This is a genomic window from Chitinophaga sp. MM2321 (genome assembly GCF_964033635.1).
In the GTDB taxonomy this organism is placed as follows: Bacteria; Bacteroidota; Bacteroidia; order Chitinophagales; family Chitinophagaceae; genus Chitinophaga.
In genome coordinates, this window is sequence record NZ_OZ035533.1 from 467,224 (window position 1) to 484,936 (window position 17,713).

Genomic DNA, 17,713 nt, shown 5'->3' on the forward strand with positions numbered 1-17,713 from the left:
TTTTTCCGCTTGCAATTGTTAAATAAGGAAATGAAGTAGTATTATGTCGGTAATCCAGGTGCATGACAAGAAATTCCAGCCCTATATCGGTGCAACAGAACTGCAGCAACGCGTCAAAGAGATGGCGGAGGACATTAACAGGGATCTGAAAGGAGAACGTCCTTTGTTTATCGCAATCCTCAACGGTTCTTTTATGTTTGCCGCAGACATATTCAAATACCTCAATATTGAGGCGGAAATCTCTTTTATTAAACTGGCTTCCTACAAGGGAACCAAATCTACCGGTAATATAGTACAGGCTATCGGGCTGGATGAAGACCTGTTTGGCCGCACGGTGGTGATCCTCGAGGATATTGTGGATACCGGTAAAACACTGAGCCAGTTCCTGCCGCAACTGGAGCATCAGCAGCCAAAAAGAATGATGGTGGCTTCTCTCCTCACGAAGCCGGAGGCCATGGTACATCCCATAAAAATAGACTACCTGGGTTTTTCTGTTCCTGATAAATTCCTGCTGGGCTACGGACTTGATTACGACGGTTTAGGCCGGAACCTGCCTGAGATTTACCAGCTGGTTGAGTAGGAAAATTCACGCAAAAGAAACCCCATAGGGCATTTGCGTGAAAAATTCACTAACTTAATGTATGCGAGAGTTCCTTTTACTCTTATTATTATGGGGTGGAAGCATACAAGCACAAACTATCTGGGTATCGGGAGCAGTAGAGGATAGTGTTTCACACAGTCCGATTTCCGGTGTAGCCGTGAGCGTTATGAATGACACAACAAGGGTGCTGACGAATGCTTTCGGCCTCTTTAAAATTGCGATCCCTGCCGATACTGCACAATTACTGCTTGCACAGGAAGGCTATAACTCCCAGGTTGTAGCCGTTAAAAAAACTGATCGCCTGCTAATAACGTTGTCGCCTATACGTAAAGCACCGGATGCAATAGCATTGGCTAAAGCCAGCGCCCGCGTGCGGCAATACAGTAACCCCAACTACGGAAACGTAGGCATGGGCATCCATACCTTTTACAATGAAACATATGGCGCCATTTACGAAAACAGGTTTATCCGGGCAAAGGCGCATCCGGTATCCACATTCGCCGTGGATGTAGACAGGGCCGCCTATAGTAATATCCGTCGTTTCCTGCGCCTGAAAGAGAAGGTGCCGGTAGATGCCGTTCGTATAGAAGAAATGGTTAATTATTTTCACTATAGTTATCCATTGCCGCCACCAGGCAATACCATGGCGCTTTACAGCCATTACACCAATTGCCCGTGGGAACCTTCACACAACCTGTTACAGATTGTTTTGCGGGCAAAAGCCATTGATATGGACAGCCTGCCCGCCAGTAACCTCGTTTTCCTGATAGATGTTTCCGGCTCCATGGGTACGCCCAATAAATTACCCCTGTTACAGGCGGCCTTCCGGATCCTCGTCAATAATCTCCGTCCGGCTGACAAGGTAGCTATCGTAGCTTATGCGGGCACGCCCGGCGTGCTGCTACCAGCTACTCCCGGCGATCAGAAAGAAAAGATCCTGAATGCAATTGATAACCTCAGCGCCGGTGGCGCAACCGCAGGTGAGGCAGCTATCAGAATGGCTTACCAGATTGCAGTAGAACAATTCATCCCCGAAGGAAATAACCGGGTAATCCTGGCTACCGACGGCGACTTCAACGTAGGGCTTACCAGTGATGCAGAAATGGAAGGATTGATTACCGAGAAAAAGGAAAGCGGTGTGTTGCTTACCTGTCTTGGTTTTGGTATGAAAAATTATAAAGACTCCAAGCTACAATCCTTATCCAGTATGGGAAATGGCAACTTCGCCTATATAGATGACCTGGAAGAAGCCAATAAAATATTTGCCCGTGAATTTGGCAGCACCCTCTTTACCGTTGCGCGGGATGTGCAAACAGAGGTGCAGTTTAACCCTGCTGTAGTAAAATCGTATAGGCTTATTGGTTATGAGAACAAAGTATTTGAAACAGATACATCATCGGATGATAAATGCTGTGGTGGCATTATCGGCAGCGGGCATTGTTCGGTAGCACTTTATGAAATTATACCACAGGAAACACCGGGTGTGGCGGACAGTTTACTGGCGGATGTAAAAATTATTTACCGTGATCCGCTGGATACCACCATGCGGTCTTTGCCAGGTACTATACCGGCAGATTTTACCACTTTTGAAAAGGCGCCGGATGATTACCGCTTCGCGGCTTCTGTAGCCTTACTGGGCCTGGTATTGCGGAATTCCGCCTACCGGGGTTGTGGTAATACAGACATGGTGATGCAGATTGCCCGTAAGTCGCTGGGCCCCGACAAAGGAGGCTATCGCGGAGAGTTTTTGAAGATGATAAAAATGGTGCGCAAGGCAAAACGCTGAACCGTTATTTTGTTAACCGGTAGCATTTCCTGATCATCTTCTGCTGGAAATCAAAAGGGAGTGTCTGGTTGGTAATATCTTTGATACTGGTGGCGTTGATCTTTTCTTCTTCCAGGATAAAACGACGGTAATTATTACTGAAATATACCACCCCGTCTTTTTTTGTAGCCAGCAATACTTTGTTCAATAGTTCCGCATGATCCCGCTGAATATCCAGGAAATCCTTCATCCGCTTGCTGTTGGAGAAGGTGGGCGGGTCCATAATAACCAGGTCGTAGGTATTTAATTTGAGGGTATCGAGGTATTGTAATACATCCGCATGTACAAAGGGATGCCTGGTGGTATCGAAGCCATTGAGCCGCATATTTTCTTCTGCCCAGGCGAGATATGTTTTAGAGAGATCTACAGAGGTCACTTCTGCGGCGCCGCCGGCAGCTGCATATACAGAGAATGAGCCGGTATAGCAGAAAAGGTTCAGCACTTTTTTATCTTTCACTTCTTCCCGTACCATGCTGCGGGTAATACGGTGATCCAGGAATAGCCCCGTGTCCAGGTAATCAGACAGGTTTACTTTAAACTTTAATCCGGCTTCCAGCACGGTCATTTCATGGCTTTCCAGGCTGAGTTTTTCGTATTGTCCTTTCCTGTTTTCTTTACGTTGCCGTTGTTTTACCCAGATATTTTCCGGCGCTACATGCAGCACTTTGCTGATGAGTTCCAGGCAGGTATCCAGCCATGCTTCATGTGCATCTTCTTCCATCCCGTGACGGCGGTTGTATTCCGCTATATACACATGGTCTTCATACATTTCTATGCTGAAAGGAAATTCAGGAATATCATCATCATACACCCGGTAACAGGTAATATGCTGACGCCTGGCCAACTTCACAATATGCCGGAATACTTTGGTAAGCCGGTTTTCAAACATTTGCAGTTTCGATTCCATAGCAACAATATTTTCGGATTTTGATATTTTTTGATGTTGGAATTTAAAAATGCAGTGGAGATGATTTTTTGTTATTAAATCATCTCCACTGCATTTTTAAATTCCAAAATTCCAAAATCCGAAAATCAAAAAATCAACTGAATATATCCCGCACCTTTTCAAAAAATCCTTTTTCAGATTTTTCCGGGTTGGGTTTGAAGTTATCGGATGATTGTAATTTATCGAGCATTTCTTTTTCTTCCGCGGTTATATTTTGCGGTGTCCATACGTTTACGTGGATCAGCTGATCCCCTTTTTCGTAGGAGTTAACGGAAGGGAAGCCTTTGCCTTTGAGGCGGAAGATCTTGCCGCTCTGTGTGCCGGCGGGGATCTTTATTTTGGCTTTACCGTCGATGGTAGGCACTTCTATGTGTGTACCATACACGGCATCCGGGAAGGAGATGTGCAGGTCGTACGCTACGTTAAGTCCGTCGCGTTGCAGTTCTGCATGTGGTTCTTCTTCTATCAGGATGAGGAGATCACCGGGAGCGCCGCCTCTTTCGCCGGCGTTACCTTTTCCGCTCATGCTCAGTTGCATGCCTTCCTGTACGCCTGCCGGGATATCGATGCTCACCATTTCCTCGCCATACATACGGCCTTCTCCTTTACAGTGGCCGCATTTGCTGGTAACGATCTGGCCTTCACCATGACAGGTAGGGCAGGTGGTAACGGTTTGCATTTGTCCCAGGAAAGTCTGGGTTACTTTTCTTACCTGGCCGGAACCGCCGCAGGTATTACAGGTCTGAAATGCATTTTTATCTTTAGCACCCAGGCCACCGCAGTGCTGGCAGGGAACATATTTCTTTACTTTGATCTTTTTGTTGGCGCCTTTGGCGATTTCTTCATAGGTAAGACGGATCTTCACACGCAGGTTAGAACCACGTGTTCCACGTCCACGGCGGTTTCCGCCACCACCACTCCGGCCACCTCCGAAGAAGCTGCCGAAAATATCATCGTTACCGAAAATGTCACCGAAGTTGGAGAATATGTCGTCCATATTCATACCACCGCCACCGTATCCACCGCCGCGGTTACCATTCATACCGGCATGTCCGAAACGGTCGTATTGCGCCCTTTTATCAGGATCGCTCAGTACTTCGTAGGCTTCGGCAGCTTCTTTGAAATGGTCTTCGGCTTCTTTGTTATTCGGGTTGCGGTCAGGGTGAAACTGCATAGCCACCTTGCGGTAAGCCTTCTTGATTTCATCCTGGGAGGCGGATTTGGCAACAACCAGTATCTCGTAATAATCTCTTTTGGTAGACATTATAAAAATTACTTATTACCAGTGGAAACCACGGGTATTTGTTTCGGTAAAAAATATTGCTTTACGTCAGCTTTCAGCATAGGCAATCGTTGCAGGTTATGCCACATCGTCATTTTATTTGCCCACTATTACCTTGGCGTGACGGATCAATTTGTCATTCAGGTAATATCCTTCTTGTAATACATCCACTACTTTACCCTGTAAATCCGGTGTAGGAGCGGGTATTTCAGTAATAGCATCGTGCAGATCGGGATCAAACGATGTATGGATCGTCTCCATGGGTTTCAGACCTTTGGCCTGGAGGGTGGTTTTTAACTTATTAAATACCAGCATCACACCATCTTTCAAGGCATCCACATCTGTGGCGACTTCCATCTGTTTGGTCGCCCTTTCGCTATCGTCCAGTACATCCAGCAAAGATATGATAACTTCTTTACTGGCTGTTTGCATCAGCTCTATCCTTTCTCTTGCAGTACGTTTACGGTAGTTGTCAAACTCAGCCTGCAGACGAAGATATTTATCGCGTAACTCATTCAGTTCCTGTTCTTTCTTCTCCATATCTCCTATTTCTGCTACTTCTTCTGCTTCGTTAGTTATATCTGAAGTATTGTTAATATTTTCGTCAGCATTGCTATCCGGCATGCTATTCTCATTTCCGTCAGCATTGTTTGCCTGCCCGTTTGTCTGCATGTCTTGTTCTTTTTCTGTCATAATAGTAATGATTATCTGCAAAGATAAGCAGTCAATTATTTTGCCAATACGGGTTTGCGCGACAAAAAGACAGGACCGGACCAAGATTACCGGGATTATCATCGATTAACCGGATGGGTGAAGAAGATAGGAACGAACAGTTCGCTTATATCCGCTTTTTATATCCACTTTAATCTTTCACTCCCATCCGGTTAATCGATTATAATCCTGGTAATCCTGGTTACCTTTGCTCCTCGAAATACATTAAGTAATGACTAAAGTTTTTTTAAAGAAGCAGATACAGAACCGGGTATTAAACGGGCATCCCTGGATTTTTGGAAATGAAGTGGCTGAAATAAAAGGGGATGTAAATGCCGGTGATATTGTAGATGTATACACGCATAAGGGCTTTTTCCTGGGCCGTGGGTACATTAATCCGCAATCACAGATACTGGTACGCCTGCTCACCCGCGATAAGAACGAGGAAATCAATGCCGGGTTCTTTTATCGCCGGATCCTGAAATGCTGGGAATACCGGCAAAAACTGGGATATGTGGAAAACTGTCGCCTGGTTTTCGGAGAAGCCGATGAACTGCCTGCGCTCGTTATCGATAAATTCAATGACTACTTCGTACTGCAAACACTGGCATTGGGAATGGAGAAATGGAAAGATGCCATCGTAGCGGCGCTTAACCAGATTTTTTCACCCAAAGGGATCTATGAAAGGAATGATGTGCCCGTAAGGGAACTGGAGGGCATGACCCAACAAAAAGGTTTTCTCAGCGCCCCATTCGATACGAACCTTATTATTAATGAAAACGGGCTGAAATTCCATGTAGATATAGAAAATGGCCAGAAAACAGGCTATTTCCTGGATCAACAGAATAACCGCCGTGAAATCAAGCATATCGTAAAAGATGCGGACGTACTGGAAGCATTCTGCTACACCGGTACTTTCTCCTGTCATGCCGGGCATTATGGTGCTAAAAGCGTCATGGGACTGGATATTTCAGCACATGCTGTAGAAACTGCCCGCAAAAATGCGGAGCAGAATAACCTCCAGGACATCTGTAAGTTTGAAGCCGTGAACGCTTTTGACCAACTGAAACAGTTTACCCGCGACGAACGCAAGTTTGACGTGGTGATCCTGGATCCGCCTGCTTTCACCAAAAGCCGCGAGAGTATTCAGAAAGCAGTGGTAGGCTACAAGGAAATCAACCTGCGTGGCATGAAGCTGCTGAAACCCGGTGGATTCCTGGTTACAGCTTCCTGTACAAACCTGGTATCGCCTTCCTTGTTCCTCGAAACAATTGATGCAGCGGCCCGGGATGCTAAAAAGAAACTGCGGCAGGTAACTTTCCAGACACAGGCCCAGGATCATCCTATTTTGCGTAATATCGAAAATACAACGTACCTGAAATTCCTGATTGTAGAAGTTTCCTGATAGTAAAAGAAGCTATAAAAGAAAAAGTCACGATGTAAATCGTGACTTTTTCTTTTATGAAGATGCCAGATGAGAAATATTTTTATTTTACGACATTGAATTTCCCGGATTCTACGAGATTCCCACGCTGATCGCGCAATTGGAAAATATAAAGTCCGTTATAATAATTATCCAGGCTTACAGAAGTCCTGTTACTTACGCCTTTTAATTGCTCAATTTTCTTTCCCAGAAAATTATATACAATAAGATCGTAAACATGATCGTTATTATGTTGTTGAATTTCAAAGTAAATAGTAGTAGTAGCTGGGTTCGGATAAAGTTTAACAATTTTGCTACCCTCCTCCGTATTCGGCAGGGGTTTATCGCCTTGAGCCTTTCCAGTGAAGGATAACAGGCTGAAAACTGTTATGAGAATGAGGGTAGAGGTTTTCCACATAGTATTATAAAAATAAAGTTTTTTTCAAATATTTCCTATTTTTTGTTTGTTAATAGCGACACTTTTTCCATCTTCCTCTTATATAAAAATAACAAACTACAGGCCATTTTGTTAGGATGTCTCATTTTTTTATAAAAAATTTAACGCTTGTTAATAATTTTTTATAAGTAGATGATAATCAATTGTTTAAAATCTGGGACAATTCACGCTTTCTAAAGTACTATTCCGGCTATTCAGGAATCCTTTGAAAACCAGCGATATTTCGAAGCCGCCAAAGCTCTGGCTCGCTGTTCTCAGCTGGGAAATATTCGTGTCGTAGCTCATCGCTATTTCGTATTTGTCCATATCTATTTTGATGGTCGGGATGATCGCATCATTCCAGCGAAGGAAGAGTCCGCCATAAATAGCGCGGGTAGATTCCAGCCCTTCATTCATCAAACCATAACCGATCAGCGCCCCCCCGATATATTCTGAATAGGTGCCCTGGTGCAACTGGTTGTAATGAGCAATTAATTTCACCCTTTCATCCAGCGGGATGGTAATGCCGGCGTTAAAAGTCATTTTTGGCGCCAGTTCAATATTTTTATCGTTGTAGAAAGATATTTTAGCCTTGTTGAAATGGAAATAGCCTGCGCCGATGAAGTAATTCACATCTTCCCCGATCACACTGTTATAACTGATACCTACACCTGCATCGAGGTAGCTGTAACCTTTGAGAGCCAGTTTACCTTCCTCGCCGGTAGCTGCCGCCGGATCAAATCTGCCACCGGTATACTGGTTGTTGAAGGTCATGTTGGTAGGATCAAACTGCCGCTGCACAAATCCGCCCATGAAGCCGAGTGACAAGAAACTGCTTTTATCTTCATTCAGGGATTTGTGGTAGTTGATAGCGGGAAAGATCTGTGTAGACTGTAGCCTGGAAGTGCCAGCCCGGTCGTAAGTAACCTGTAGCCCCGTAGTAAGATAGTCATTGCTGTTGCCTACCGGGAATTTGATTTCACCGCTCACCGTACCTGTCTGGTACGGAATGGTAACACTATTCCACTGGTTGCGGTACACCGCCTGTACACGCACGTCTCCGTTGAAAATGCCTATGAGGGCAGGGTTCCGGAGAATGGGTGTTTCATAGAACTGCGACAGGTGGATATCCTGTGCAAACAGTTGCGGAGCTCCTGTTATGCAAACTATCGCCAGTAATATGCTGTATACGGTTTTCATGTTGGCCAGGTTAAAATAATTATCTGAGTAATGTTACGTTGCCTTTCAGCTGAAAAAAATCATTGGTATCACAGTAAGCTTCTATGAAATAAATATATACATCCGAAGGCTGTGGCTTACCGTTGAAATTGCCGTTCCATCCTGCGTTTATATCTTCTATGTTAATGCGTTCGCGGTGAAATACTTCCTGTCCCCAGCGGTTAAAAATGCGGAAAGATTTAATATAGCTCACCCCTCTGCCGCGTGGATAAAAGATGTCGTTCTGCCCGTCACCATTGGGACTGAAGGTATTAGGGACGAATACCACATCTGTATTGCAAACGAGGTCTATATTCACCACATCACTTTTCGTACATCCGTATTGGTTAGTGCCTGTAATGCTATAAGTGATGGGCTTCCGTACAGCCGCTGTTACAAAGGGAGAATTAGGCGCGTCAAGATAGTCTGTGGGAGTCCATTCCCATTTTACAACGTCTACACTGCCGCTGGCGCTTAGTTTTACCACATCACCCACCATCACGGTCTGATCTTTACCGGCATTTACTTCGGGGTTTTGTTTTACTGCTATTTTTACTGATAGCGGTGCACTGGCAGGGCATAAAGCATCGTTGGTGCCGGCTACCTGGTAGGTAATATCCTCTGTAGGCGTGCTTACGGGACCGGCAATGGTGTTGTTTGTAAGGCCCGTCAGTGGCGTCCAGCTATAGATGGCGGCGCCGCTGGCCTGTAGTTTTACGGAGCTGCCATAGCAAACGATGGTGTCGTTGCTGACGGTCAGGTTTACTTTGGGTACTACGGCAATATCTACAGAGTCAAGTACCGTACAGCCGTAAACGTTAGTCGCCTGTACCAGGTAGCGGGCATCACTCAGTGGAGAGGCTACCGGATCATTGCAGAACATACAGCTAAGATTATTGGATGACAGCCATTGCACATTGCCGTCGGATTGGGCGTGTAACGCCACACTGCTGCCTTCACATATTTTTGGTTGCTGTACAGATGCGTGTACAAAAGGCGTGGGATCTATGTTGATATTTTTTGTAATGGAATCCTGACAGTTGCGGGCATCTGTTACTACCAGCTTTACCGGGTATCCACCGGAGGCCGAATAGCGGGAAGCAACGGGTGTTTGTGCAGCGGACGACTGTCCGTTACCAAGATCCCATTGCCAGGTAGCGACAGGGATATTGGGAGATGTGGCTGTTAAGTTAATAAAGGTAACATCCTGTCCTGCACAGGTGGCCGAGCCGGTAGTGAAATCTGCCTGTGGCGCCAGGATATTGATGTTGGCCGTTTTCATTACAATGTCATCACAGTAAGCGGGATCTTTATAATGAATAGTGAGCATGTCATCAAATGTACCGGTGGTGGCCCAGGTTTTAACATAGAACTGATCTGTAGTGGTATATACCGTACCGTCGCCCAGTTGCCAGGTGTAGCTGTCTACCAGTGTTACCGGTACATTCAGCACTTCGTAGGTGGCTTTACTGCCCCGGCAGATGGAACTGACGCCGGTTGAAAAGTCTGCACTGAACGAATACACCACCTGATAGCTGCTGTGGTTACAGCTGTTGCCGTTTTCTCCTACGGTCAGGCGCACAGTATAGTTATCGGGCGCGGCATAGCTGTGTACGGCATCCTTTGTATGTACAACCGGGGAGTTATCTCCAAAGTCCCATTCAAAAGTGGAATTGGGATTGGTTCCAATGGCTGTATTGGTAAAAATGAATTTGTTTTTGTCTGTACAGTCACGCAGTACGGAAAAGGAAGATACAGGACCGGTTACCGTTACGGTAGCTGGTGTAGCAGCAGTGTAGCAACCGTTGTTGCCGGCTTGCATTTGTACCGTGAGCGTACCATTGGTGACAAAAGAATGCCTGATGTCAAAGTCGCTGCTTTCTTCTGTTTGCCCGTCGCCAAAATCCCAGCGGTAGCTATCTGCGTTTTGTGCAGTGGCCAGTAATCTCACAGGGCTGCCTACGCAGGTATTGGCTGGCGTTGCGCTGAAACTCACGCCGGATGGGGGATTGCCGGTGCGTATCTGTTCATCAAATGATGTAGTGATGGTGCAACCGCTTTGCGTGGTAATGGTTATATCCACCTTGTAGGTGCCGGTTTGCGTATAGTCGTGCGATACAAAACCGCTGCTGGTGGTTTGTGTATTGCCATCTCCGAAATTCCAGGCCCAGGAAGAAACCGGATCATTGATTTCATTGACCGAAGCGGCTGAAAGTGCTGCTGAATAAGGTACACAGCCGGTTGCTGGTGTACTGAGGGTAATTTCCGGTAAGGAAATAGTGATGTATGCTGCTTTCTTCAGGGTAGACGTACAGCCGTTGCTGTTAGTAACGGTGAGTGTTACATCAAATTTGCCGGCTTTGGTATACGCATGGGCCATGAAGGCATTACCGGTAACCACCGGTGCGCTGCCATCGCCAAAATCCCAGGTGCGGCTGACGGCATTGGGGGTGGCGTCGGTGAAGTTTGCAGTGTAAAGCTTACAGTTGCTGGTTGCATCTGAGGTAAATGCGACCTCCGGGGTTGCGCCTACCACAAATTCTTTCCAGTAGGTGCTTGTACTATTGCTATATTCCACTTCCAGGGTAACCTTTTTGGGACCGGAGGTGATGTATGTTATCTGTGGATGCTTATCATGTGAAGTTCTGCCGTCCCCGAAATCCCAGTTATAGGCAATAGGCGTACCCGTGGTACTATTCTGAAAGGTGAGTGTTACAGGCGTACAACTATTGGCCGGATCGGCTGTATAGCTAAAGTTGGCCTGCTGGCCCAGTAACGCATTTCCTTGCAGTAGGAATATCAGGAGCAATATTGCCCATAGACACTTTGCCTGTAGGTATTTCATAGGATGCATACCACAAATTAACGAAATTTATATATATTTAAATTTTTGATTTTGTATTTTTATCCTGATCTGTTTCCGGCAGTTGCTTTGTGCAGCACCGGTCCTCATCTGATCAGCGTAACATTCCCTTTCAATATAAACGGCTGCCCCTTATCGCACACCAGTTCCGCATAGTACACAAATACGTCCGGGTTGAGCTGCGCGCCCTTAAAGCGGCCATCCCAACCAAAGGAAGGATTTTTCTGCAGAGAAACCTGCCCGCTCAAATACCAGCTGCCCCCAACGGTTAAAGATCCTGAAAACACGAACGGTCTGCATTCCCCTGCCACGGATATAGAAAATATCATTCTGCCCGTCGCCGTTAGGGGAGAAGGAGTTGGGAATAAACACTCCTTCTTCATTGCAAACTACCTTGATTTGTACCTCATCTGAACCCGTACAACCAAATTGATTGGCTACCGTAACGCGGTAAGTGATATTGTCTCTTGGCGTGGTCACGGGTGTAAGGCAACTGAAGCAACTGAGGCCGGTTTGCGGCGTCCAGTCTATTTGTATAATATCATCGCTGCCATTAGCCGGTAGAGTTATCACGGAGCCGGTAGGAATCACCATATCCGGGCCTGCATTTACTTCCGGCGCAGGACGCACGTAAACACGAGCGATGGCGGTATCTGTAAAGCAGCCTTTGTTATCGTACCCAACTACCTGGTAGGTGATATTACCATCAGGGGTAGCTACCGGTTCGGCGACATCGGAATGATCCAGGCCACGGGCCGGAATCCACTGGTAGCGCAGCGCACCGCCTGCCAATAGTTGTACGCTTTTGCCGGCGCATATTTCAGCATCCTGGGCATAGATACGGAAAGGCTGCGTAACGGAGACACGTACTTCGCCTTCCTGCGTACAGCCGTATTCGTTAGTAGCACTGATCTTATACACCGTATCGATAACAGGGCTTACCTGTGGCGATTGGCTGGATAAATCAGAGATGTTGTAATCCGTCCAGTTAACCGTCACATTGGAGGTGGTATTAGCGAGTAACTGCAAGGTGGCGCCCCGGCAAATGTTGGCATTCAGCGGAGAAGGGGCCAGTGCCGGCGCCGGATGAACGAGGATATTGGTGGTAGCCACTCCCGGACAGGAGCCATCTGCATTGGTGATGGTCAATTCCATGGGGATCGTTCCTGCCTGCTGCACTTCAATTTCAGGCGGCGTGGGCATATCGAATTGCTCTCCGGTAGCCACTTTCCACTGCCACCTGGTACCTGGAAGGTTTTTGTTGTCGCTGCCGCTGAGTTGTATCTTACCGGATACACACAATGGCAATATGGGTGCAATCACAGGTTCCGGTTGCGGCGGAACTGTAAGCTCCAGCGTCTTATCATTGGTGCATCCGTAGGCGCTGGTCACCACTAGGTTTACACTAAATGTTCCGGGCTGTGTATAGTTGAATGATCCATTAGCGTCCGTAGCAGTATTGCCTGGAAGGCCCGGCTGTCCATAGTTCCAGCTGCTGGTGTAATCGAGTGCGAGTTGATCTTTAGTCAGCGTTTTACTATTATTCGTAAAGGTGACTATGCCACCACCGCAAGCCTGCGGGTTGTCTATCACAAAATCTGCCAGTGCTTCATCCACAATGATCTTATCATTGCCAAGCGCCGGAACAGCGCATCCTTCTTCATCTATCAGCGATACACGCGGATAATAGATCCCCGCTTTGGTGTAGGTATGTTGTGGCGAAGCAGGGGTGGTGGTAGTGGTAACTTCACCATCGTCAAAATCCCACATATACCGGGTCGTTTTTATGGCGTTTGCTGAAATGCCTATCTGTAGCGGTACGCAGCCTTCTGTCGGCGTGGCGTTCATGGTACCATCCGGTCCTTTGATGGTGAATGGTAACGACGTAGTATTCGTACATCCCCCTTCCGAATAAACGGTGAGGGTTACCTGGTATGTTTTGGGGCGGACGTAAATATGTTCATCCGGATCATTCTTGGTAGAAGTACCATTATCTCCAAAATCCCAGTTGGCACTTTCATAATCAGTAGAGTTATTGGTAAATAATATACTCACCGGGGGACACAGATCCGGGTTGGATGGGATCGTGAAAGCTGCTTTTGGATCGGGCACGCGGATGACATTCGGCTTAGTGACTACATCCTTACAACCAGCTGCAGTGGTGATTTCCAGCTTTACATTGTAGGTACCCGGACCGGTATATGTTTTAACAGGCTGGTTACCGGCACCGGTGGTGTTGTCGCCAAAATCCCAGGCATAATTTACAATGGTGCCGGATGACTGATCCACAAAAGTAAAAGGCAGATCCAGGCAGGCAATATTTGCTGGCATCATGAAGTCGGCTTGTACCTTTTCAAAGCGGATATCCTGAGGGACGGTAACCGCGCAGCCGAATTTGTCGGTAACGCGCAGCGATACCCTGTATACGTTAGCGTTAGTATAGGTGTGCTGTATGTTCAGTGGCTGTGTAGTGTACGTTGCCGGCGTGCTGCCATCGCCGAAATCCCAGGTCCATTCCACGATCTGATTGCCTGTATTGGCGGTCGATTTGTCGTGGAATGTGATGATTTCATCCTTACATTGTTTACCTGAAAAATCGAAATCAGGCTCAGGACCGTTGACGGTAACTGTGAGTGGCGGCGCTGCTATTGTACAGCCGTTTTTGTCCGTGATGGTCAGCTGGATCGTAAATGAGCCGGTACGCCCGTAGAAGTGCGAGATCCCGGCTGACGGGTCAAAGGTGTATCCGGGGAATGATTCTATGGTATTATCTCCCCAGTCCCAGTTATACTCATTGATGTTGTCAGCGTTCAGCGGGTCCAGCTGTATGTTGACCTGCTCGCTGGCACAGATGGCGGTTTTATTGGCATGTACGACTGGTTTTTCGTCGATGATATTAACGGAATGCGTCACGGTTGATTTACAGATGCCGTTGTCGATGGTCAGCGTTACCTGTTTAATGCCGGTGGTTTTATATTGATAATCCGGATGTTGGTCTGTGGAGGTAGCGCCGGGTTCTCCAAAATCCCATTCCCAGCTTTTCGGGAGTGTGGGATCGGGGCCAAAGTCGGACCCATCTGTAAATTTCCGGTGGTATGGATCTGTACAATCCGGTGCAGTATTGAATCTTGCGACCGGTGGCAGGATCTGTATAAAATTGGGTTTGGTCAGCTGCACCTGGCAGCCGTTATTGTCTACGATCAGTGTTACATCATGATTACCGATCTCGCCAAACTGGTGATCCGGATTTTCAGCTGTGCTGGTACTGTTATCCTGTGGAAAGATCCATAGCCAGGCAGTTCCGGCGGGTGTGGACATGTTGGTGAATTGAACAGGATCTATCGCACATGATTTCCTGGGCGTGGCGTCAAAATCCACTACCGGTTTGATACCCGTCAGGATGAGTGTTGTTGCTGTAGCGATACATCCACTGGCAGTTTTGATACGCAGTGTAACCGTAAAAGCTCCCTCCCGGGTAAAGATATGTTGTGGGGTGGCGGTGGTGGCCATAGTACCATCCCCGAAATCCCACTCGTAGCTGGTAACAGGGTCCGTAACACTCAGTTGTGTATTGAAATCGACTGACAGCGGTACGCATCCTGAAATGGAAGAAGGCAGGATGTCGAGTTGAGGATTCCTGATACTGATATAATCGATCCTGTTTTCTGTTATCGTACAACCGTAAACGTTAGTAGCAGTTAATTTTATCGTATAGTCGCCAATGTTAGTATAGGTATGCCCTGGATTTTCCAGTGTGGAAGTGGCGCCATCGCCGAAATCCCAGGTCCATTGGGAGGCATCCTGCGACTGTGCGTTGAAAGTGGTGGTAAACGGTACGGCGCAGGCGTTTGCCGGATCAGCCACGGGGTTGATTTTCGGAGAAGGGTTTACATGAATGGTTTGTTGTATCTCCTCCATGCAGCCATCCAGCGATGCCTGCATTTTTATCGTATAATCCCCGGCAGCGAACTGCTTCATCGCATCTATGCCGTTTTGCGTGCTTCCGTCGGGGAAGGCCCAGATCACGGATGTGGGTGCGGGTTGTGTGGTGTTTGTAAAAATGATGTCCTGTCCTGCACAGGGGGTACTGATGGTAAAGGCCGGTTTTATTTTTTGAATAACGATGTAGTCAGTTTTCGGTAATGAACCGGCGCAACCACCCGTAGTGGTACCGGTCAGCGTTACGGTATACCTGCCTTCCTGTGTATAGGTATGCGTATCACCCGTACCGGTGGTACCATCACCATAATCCCAAAGATAGGTGACAGGATCAGCGGTGTTATTAACGGTGGTATTGAAAAACTGAACGGTGAGCGGCGCCGTACAGCTTTGTGTTTTATCTGCTGTAAAAGAAGGCTTGGGCGCTTCCTGTATGGCAACCGGCAACGGATCGCTATTGCTTTTACATCCCTGGGTATTGGTTACAATACTGATCACATTATAGGTGCCGGCTTTTGTAAATTGATGTGTAGCATTGGCGCCGGTAGCGCCTCCGCCATCGCCAAAATCCCAGATAATACTTTGTATTGCACCATCACCGGGTAAGGATTTATCCGCAAAGGTTGCATTGTAAGGAGTACATCCGCTGGAAGTACTGGTCGTGAAGGCGGCAACTGGCTTTTCATAAACGGTGATAGCAACATTTCTGACGATTTTTACATTACCGGGGTAAATGATGGTAAGCGTAACAGGGTACACTCCCGGCGACTGGAAAATTCTGGATGGCGTCAAGGTATTGCTTACGTTGGCGCCAACGCCAAAGTCCCAGTTATAGCTGGTATAGCCATTGTCTGCTGTGGCGGTGAAGGCAACAGAAAAGGGCGGGCAGCCACTGGTTTTATCAGCAGATACCGTAACATGCTGCGCATAGGCGGAGAAGAAACAGGTAAAGATGAGCAGCAGGCAGCTGATCATGCATTTGCAGGTAATCAAGGGATAATCTCGCAGGCTTTTCATCTGGTATAGTATGGCCTTTTTTTGTTAAAGGCCTTGGTCATAGGTGTATTCAAAGTATAAAAATAACAATTATGTTTGTAAATAACGGCCTTTTATCTATGTGGTTGAATGGCCGTAACTTAGCATGGTGATTATATAAATTATGTAGTTATGGAAAAACTGGATAGTCAATATTGGAACGAGCGGTATCTCACCGGCAACACCGGCTGGGATATGGGATACGTATCGCTTCCGTTAAAGGAATATATTGATCAATTACCCGGCCCTCATCTTCGTATACTCATTCCCGGTGGTGGTAACAGCTATGAAGCATCGTATCTTCATCAGGAGGGTTTCAGCGACGTAACAGTGCTGGACATTGCGCCATCAGTGGTGGAGCGGTTACAGCAATCTTTTACGGGTACTGGTGTAACGGTATTGGAAGAAGATTTTTTTGCCCATACCGGCAGCTATGACCTGGTATTGGAACAAACATTTTTCTGTGCCCTGGATCCGTTATTAAGAAAAGATTATGTGCGGAAGATGCAGTCTCTCATCAAACCCGGCGGACATCTTGCCGGTGTTTTCTTTGATCGCGGTTTTGATCAGCCGGGCCCACCATTTACTGCTACGGAGGAGGAATACCGGGCATTATTTTCGCCGTACTTTCATATAAAAACATTGGAAACCTGTTACAATTCCCATCCTGCCAGGCAGGGAAAGGAGTTGTTTCTTAATTTTATACCGAAATAACCGAACATGTATAGACTCTTATTAGCCGTACTGCTGCTATTTACCGGCAGTACATTGATGGCACAACAGCAGCCATCGGAAGATGCGGAAGCATTTGCAAAAGATATCCGGCAACCAGGGGTACAGGTATTTGATGTACGCACTGCCGGCGAATTTAATACCGGCCACCTGCCCGATGCATTGCAGGCAGACTACACCAAAAAGGATGAATTTTATGAAAGGGTTCAATATCTCGACAAACAAAAGCCGGTATATGTTTATTGTCTGAGTGGTGGTCGCAGCGCCGCCGCCGCCAAATGGATGCGTGAAAACGGTTTCTCCGATGTGGTAGAACTGGAAGGAGGCATCAACGCCTGGAAGCAGGCCGGCAAACCACTGGCAGGCGTTGCAGACAAAAAAGCGCAAATGACCATAGCGGCCTACAATAAAGCAGTAGCCGCAAAAGGATTAGTACTCACAGACGTAGGCGCCGCCTGGTGTCCTCCCTGCAAACAGCTGGAACCCACCCTGAAAAAATTCCTGCAGGCACATAAAAACATCACCCGCGTAAACGTTGATGGTGGTAATGATACAGACGTCATGAAAGCTATTGATGCAAAAGCATTGCCCACACTCATCCTTTACAAAAACGGAAAAGAAGTATGGCGCCACAAGGGTGTAGTGGAGCGGGAAGCGTTGGAAAAAGCTGTAGAAAACATTTAGGGATTTTTTGATTTACGA

Annotated in this window: 12 protein-coding genes; 5 read left to right on the plus strand and 7 right to left on the minus strand. The window is 47.0% G+C overall.

Going from position 1 to position 17,713, the window contains the following annotated elements; all coding sequences use genetic code 11:
* Window positions 1–43: 43 nt before the first annotated feature.
* Both hpt and ABQ275_RS01815 read left to right on the plus strand, forming a co-directional pair.
* On the plus strand, window positions 44–580 hold the full coding sequence (gene hpt, locus ABQ275_RS01810; protein ID WP_349316556.1) for a hypoxanthine phosphoribosyltransferase: 537 nt from the start codon (window positions 44–46) through the stop codon (window positions 578–580).
* A 61-nt stretch (window positions 581–641) separates the two neighbouring features.
* A complete protein-coding gene (locus tag ABQ275_RS01815) occupies window positions 642–2,387 on the plus strand; it encodes a von Willebrand factor type A domain-containing protein (RefSeq protein WP_349316557.1) in 1,746 nt (581 codons plus the stop codon).
* Between the two features lie 4 nt (window positions 2,388–2,391).
* Here the strand turns inward: ABQ275_RS01815 and ABQ275_RS01820 are convergent, their stop codons facing one another.
* The 3 genes from ABQ275_RS01820 to ABQ275_RS01830 form a co-directional block, all read right to left on the minus strand.
* Window positions 2,392–3,333 (minus strand): class I SAM-dependent methyltransferase, encoded by a 942-nt coding sequence (locus ABQ275_RS01820; protein ID WP_349316558.1) that lies wholly within the window; start codon window positions 3,331–3,333, stop codon window positions 2,392–2,394.
* A gap of 133 nt (window positions 3,334–3,466) precedes the next feature.
* Window positions 3,467–4,636 carry a molecular chaperone DnaJ gene (gene dnaJ, locus ABQ275_RS01825; protein ID WP_349316559.1) on the minus strand — a complete coding sequence of 390 codons (1,170 nt, stop codon included), beginning with the start codon at window positions 4,634–4,636 and terminating at the stop codon, window positions 3,467–3,469.
* A 114-nt stretch (window positions 4,637–4,750) separates the two neighbouring features.
* Entirely contained in the window at window positions 4,751–5,347 is a 597-nt protein-coding gene (locus tag ABQ275_RS01830; protein ID WP_349316560.1) for a nucleotide exchange factor GrpE, read from the minus strand.
* A gap of 250 nt (window positions 5,348–5,597) precedes the next feature.
* Between ABQ275_RS01830 and ABQ275_RS01835 the strand changes: the two genes are divergently transcribed.
* Entirely contained in the window at window positions 5,598–6,770 is a 1,173-nt protein-coding gene (locus ABQ275_RS01835) for a class I SAM-dependent rRNA methyltransferase (protein ID WP_349316561.1), read from the plus strand.
* Window positions 6,771–6,852: 82 nt separating this feature from the next.
* On the opposite strand, the gene ABQ275_RS01840 is transcribed toward ABQ275_RS01835, so the two are convergent.
* The 4 genes from ABQ275_RS01840 to ABQ275_RS01855 form a co-directional block, all read right to left on the minus strand.
* Window positions 6,853–7,206, minus strand: a complete 354-nt coding sequence (locus tag ABQ275_RS01840) for a T9SS type A sorting domain-containing protein (RefSeq protein ID WP_349316562.1) — start codon at window positions 7,204–7,206, stop codon at window positions 6,853–6,855.
* Window positions 7,207–7,392: 186 nt separating this feature from the next.
* Window positions 7,393–8,424: a PorP/SprF family type IX secretion system membrane protein gene (locus ABQ275_RS01845; RefSeq protein WP_349316563.1), complete on the minus strand. Its 1,032-nt coding sequence runs from the start codon at window positions 8,422–8,424 to the stop codon at window positions 7,393–7,395.
* A gap of 19 nt (window positions 8,425–8,443) precedes the next feature.
* On the minus strand, window positions 8,444–11,287 hold the full coding sequence (locus ABQ275_RS01850) for a PKD domain-containing protein (protein ID WP_349316564.1): 2,844 nt from the start codon (window positions 11,285–11,287) through the stop codon (window positions 8,444–8,446).
* Window positions 11,288–11,494: 207 nt separating this feature from the next.
* Complete coding sequence (locus ABQ275_RS01855) at window positions 11,495–16,261, minus strand: PKD domain-containing protein (protein ID WP_349316565.1); 4,767 nt, start codon at window positions 16,259–16,261, stop codon at window positions 11,495–11,497.
* Between the two features lie 150 nt (window positions 16,262–16,411).
* Here ABQ275_RS01855 and ABQ275_RS01860 point away from each other — a divergent pair, with 150 nt between their 5' ends.
* Window positions 16,412–16,993 carry a methyltransferase domain-containing protein gene (locus ABQ275_RS01860; protein WP_349316566.1) on the plus strand — a complete coding sequence of 194 codons (582 nt, stop codon included), beginning with the start codon at window positions 16,412–16,414 and terminating at the stop codon, window positions 16,991–16,993.
* A gap of 6 nt (window positions 16,994–16,999) precedes the next feature.
* Window positions 17,000–17,695, plus strand: a complete 696-nt coding sequence (locus ABQ275_RS01865) for a rhodanese-like domain-containing protein (protein WP_349316567.1) — start codon at window positions 17,000–17,002, stop codon at window positions 17,693–17,695.
* The last annotated feature ends 18 nt before the right edge of the window (window positions 17,696–17,713 follow it).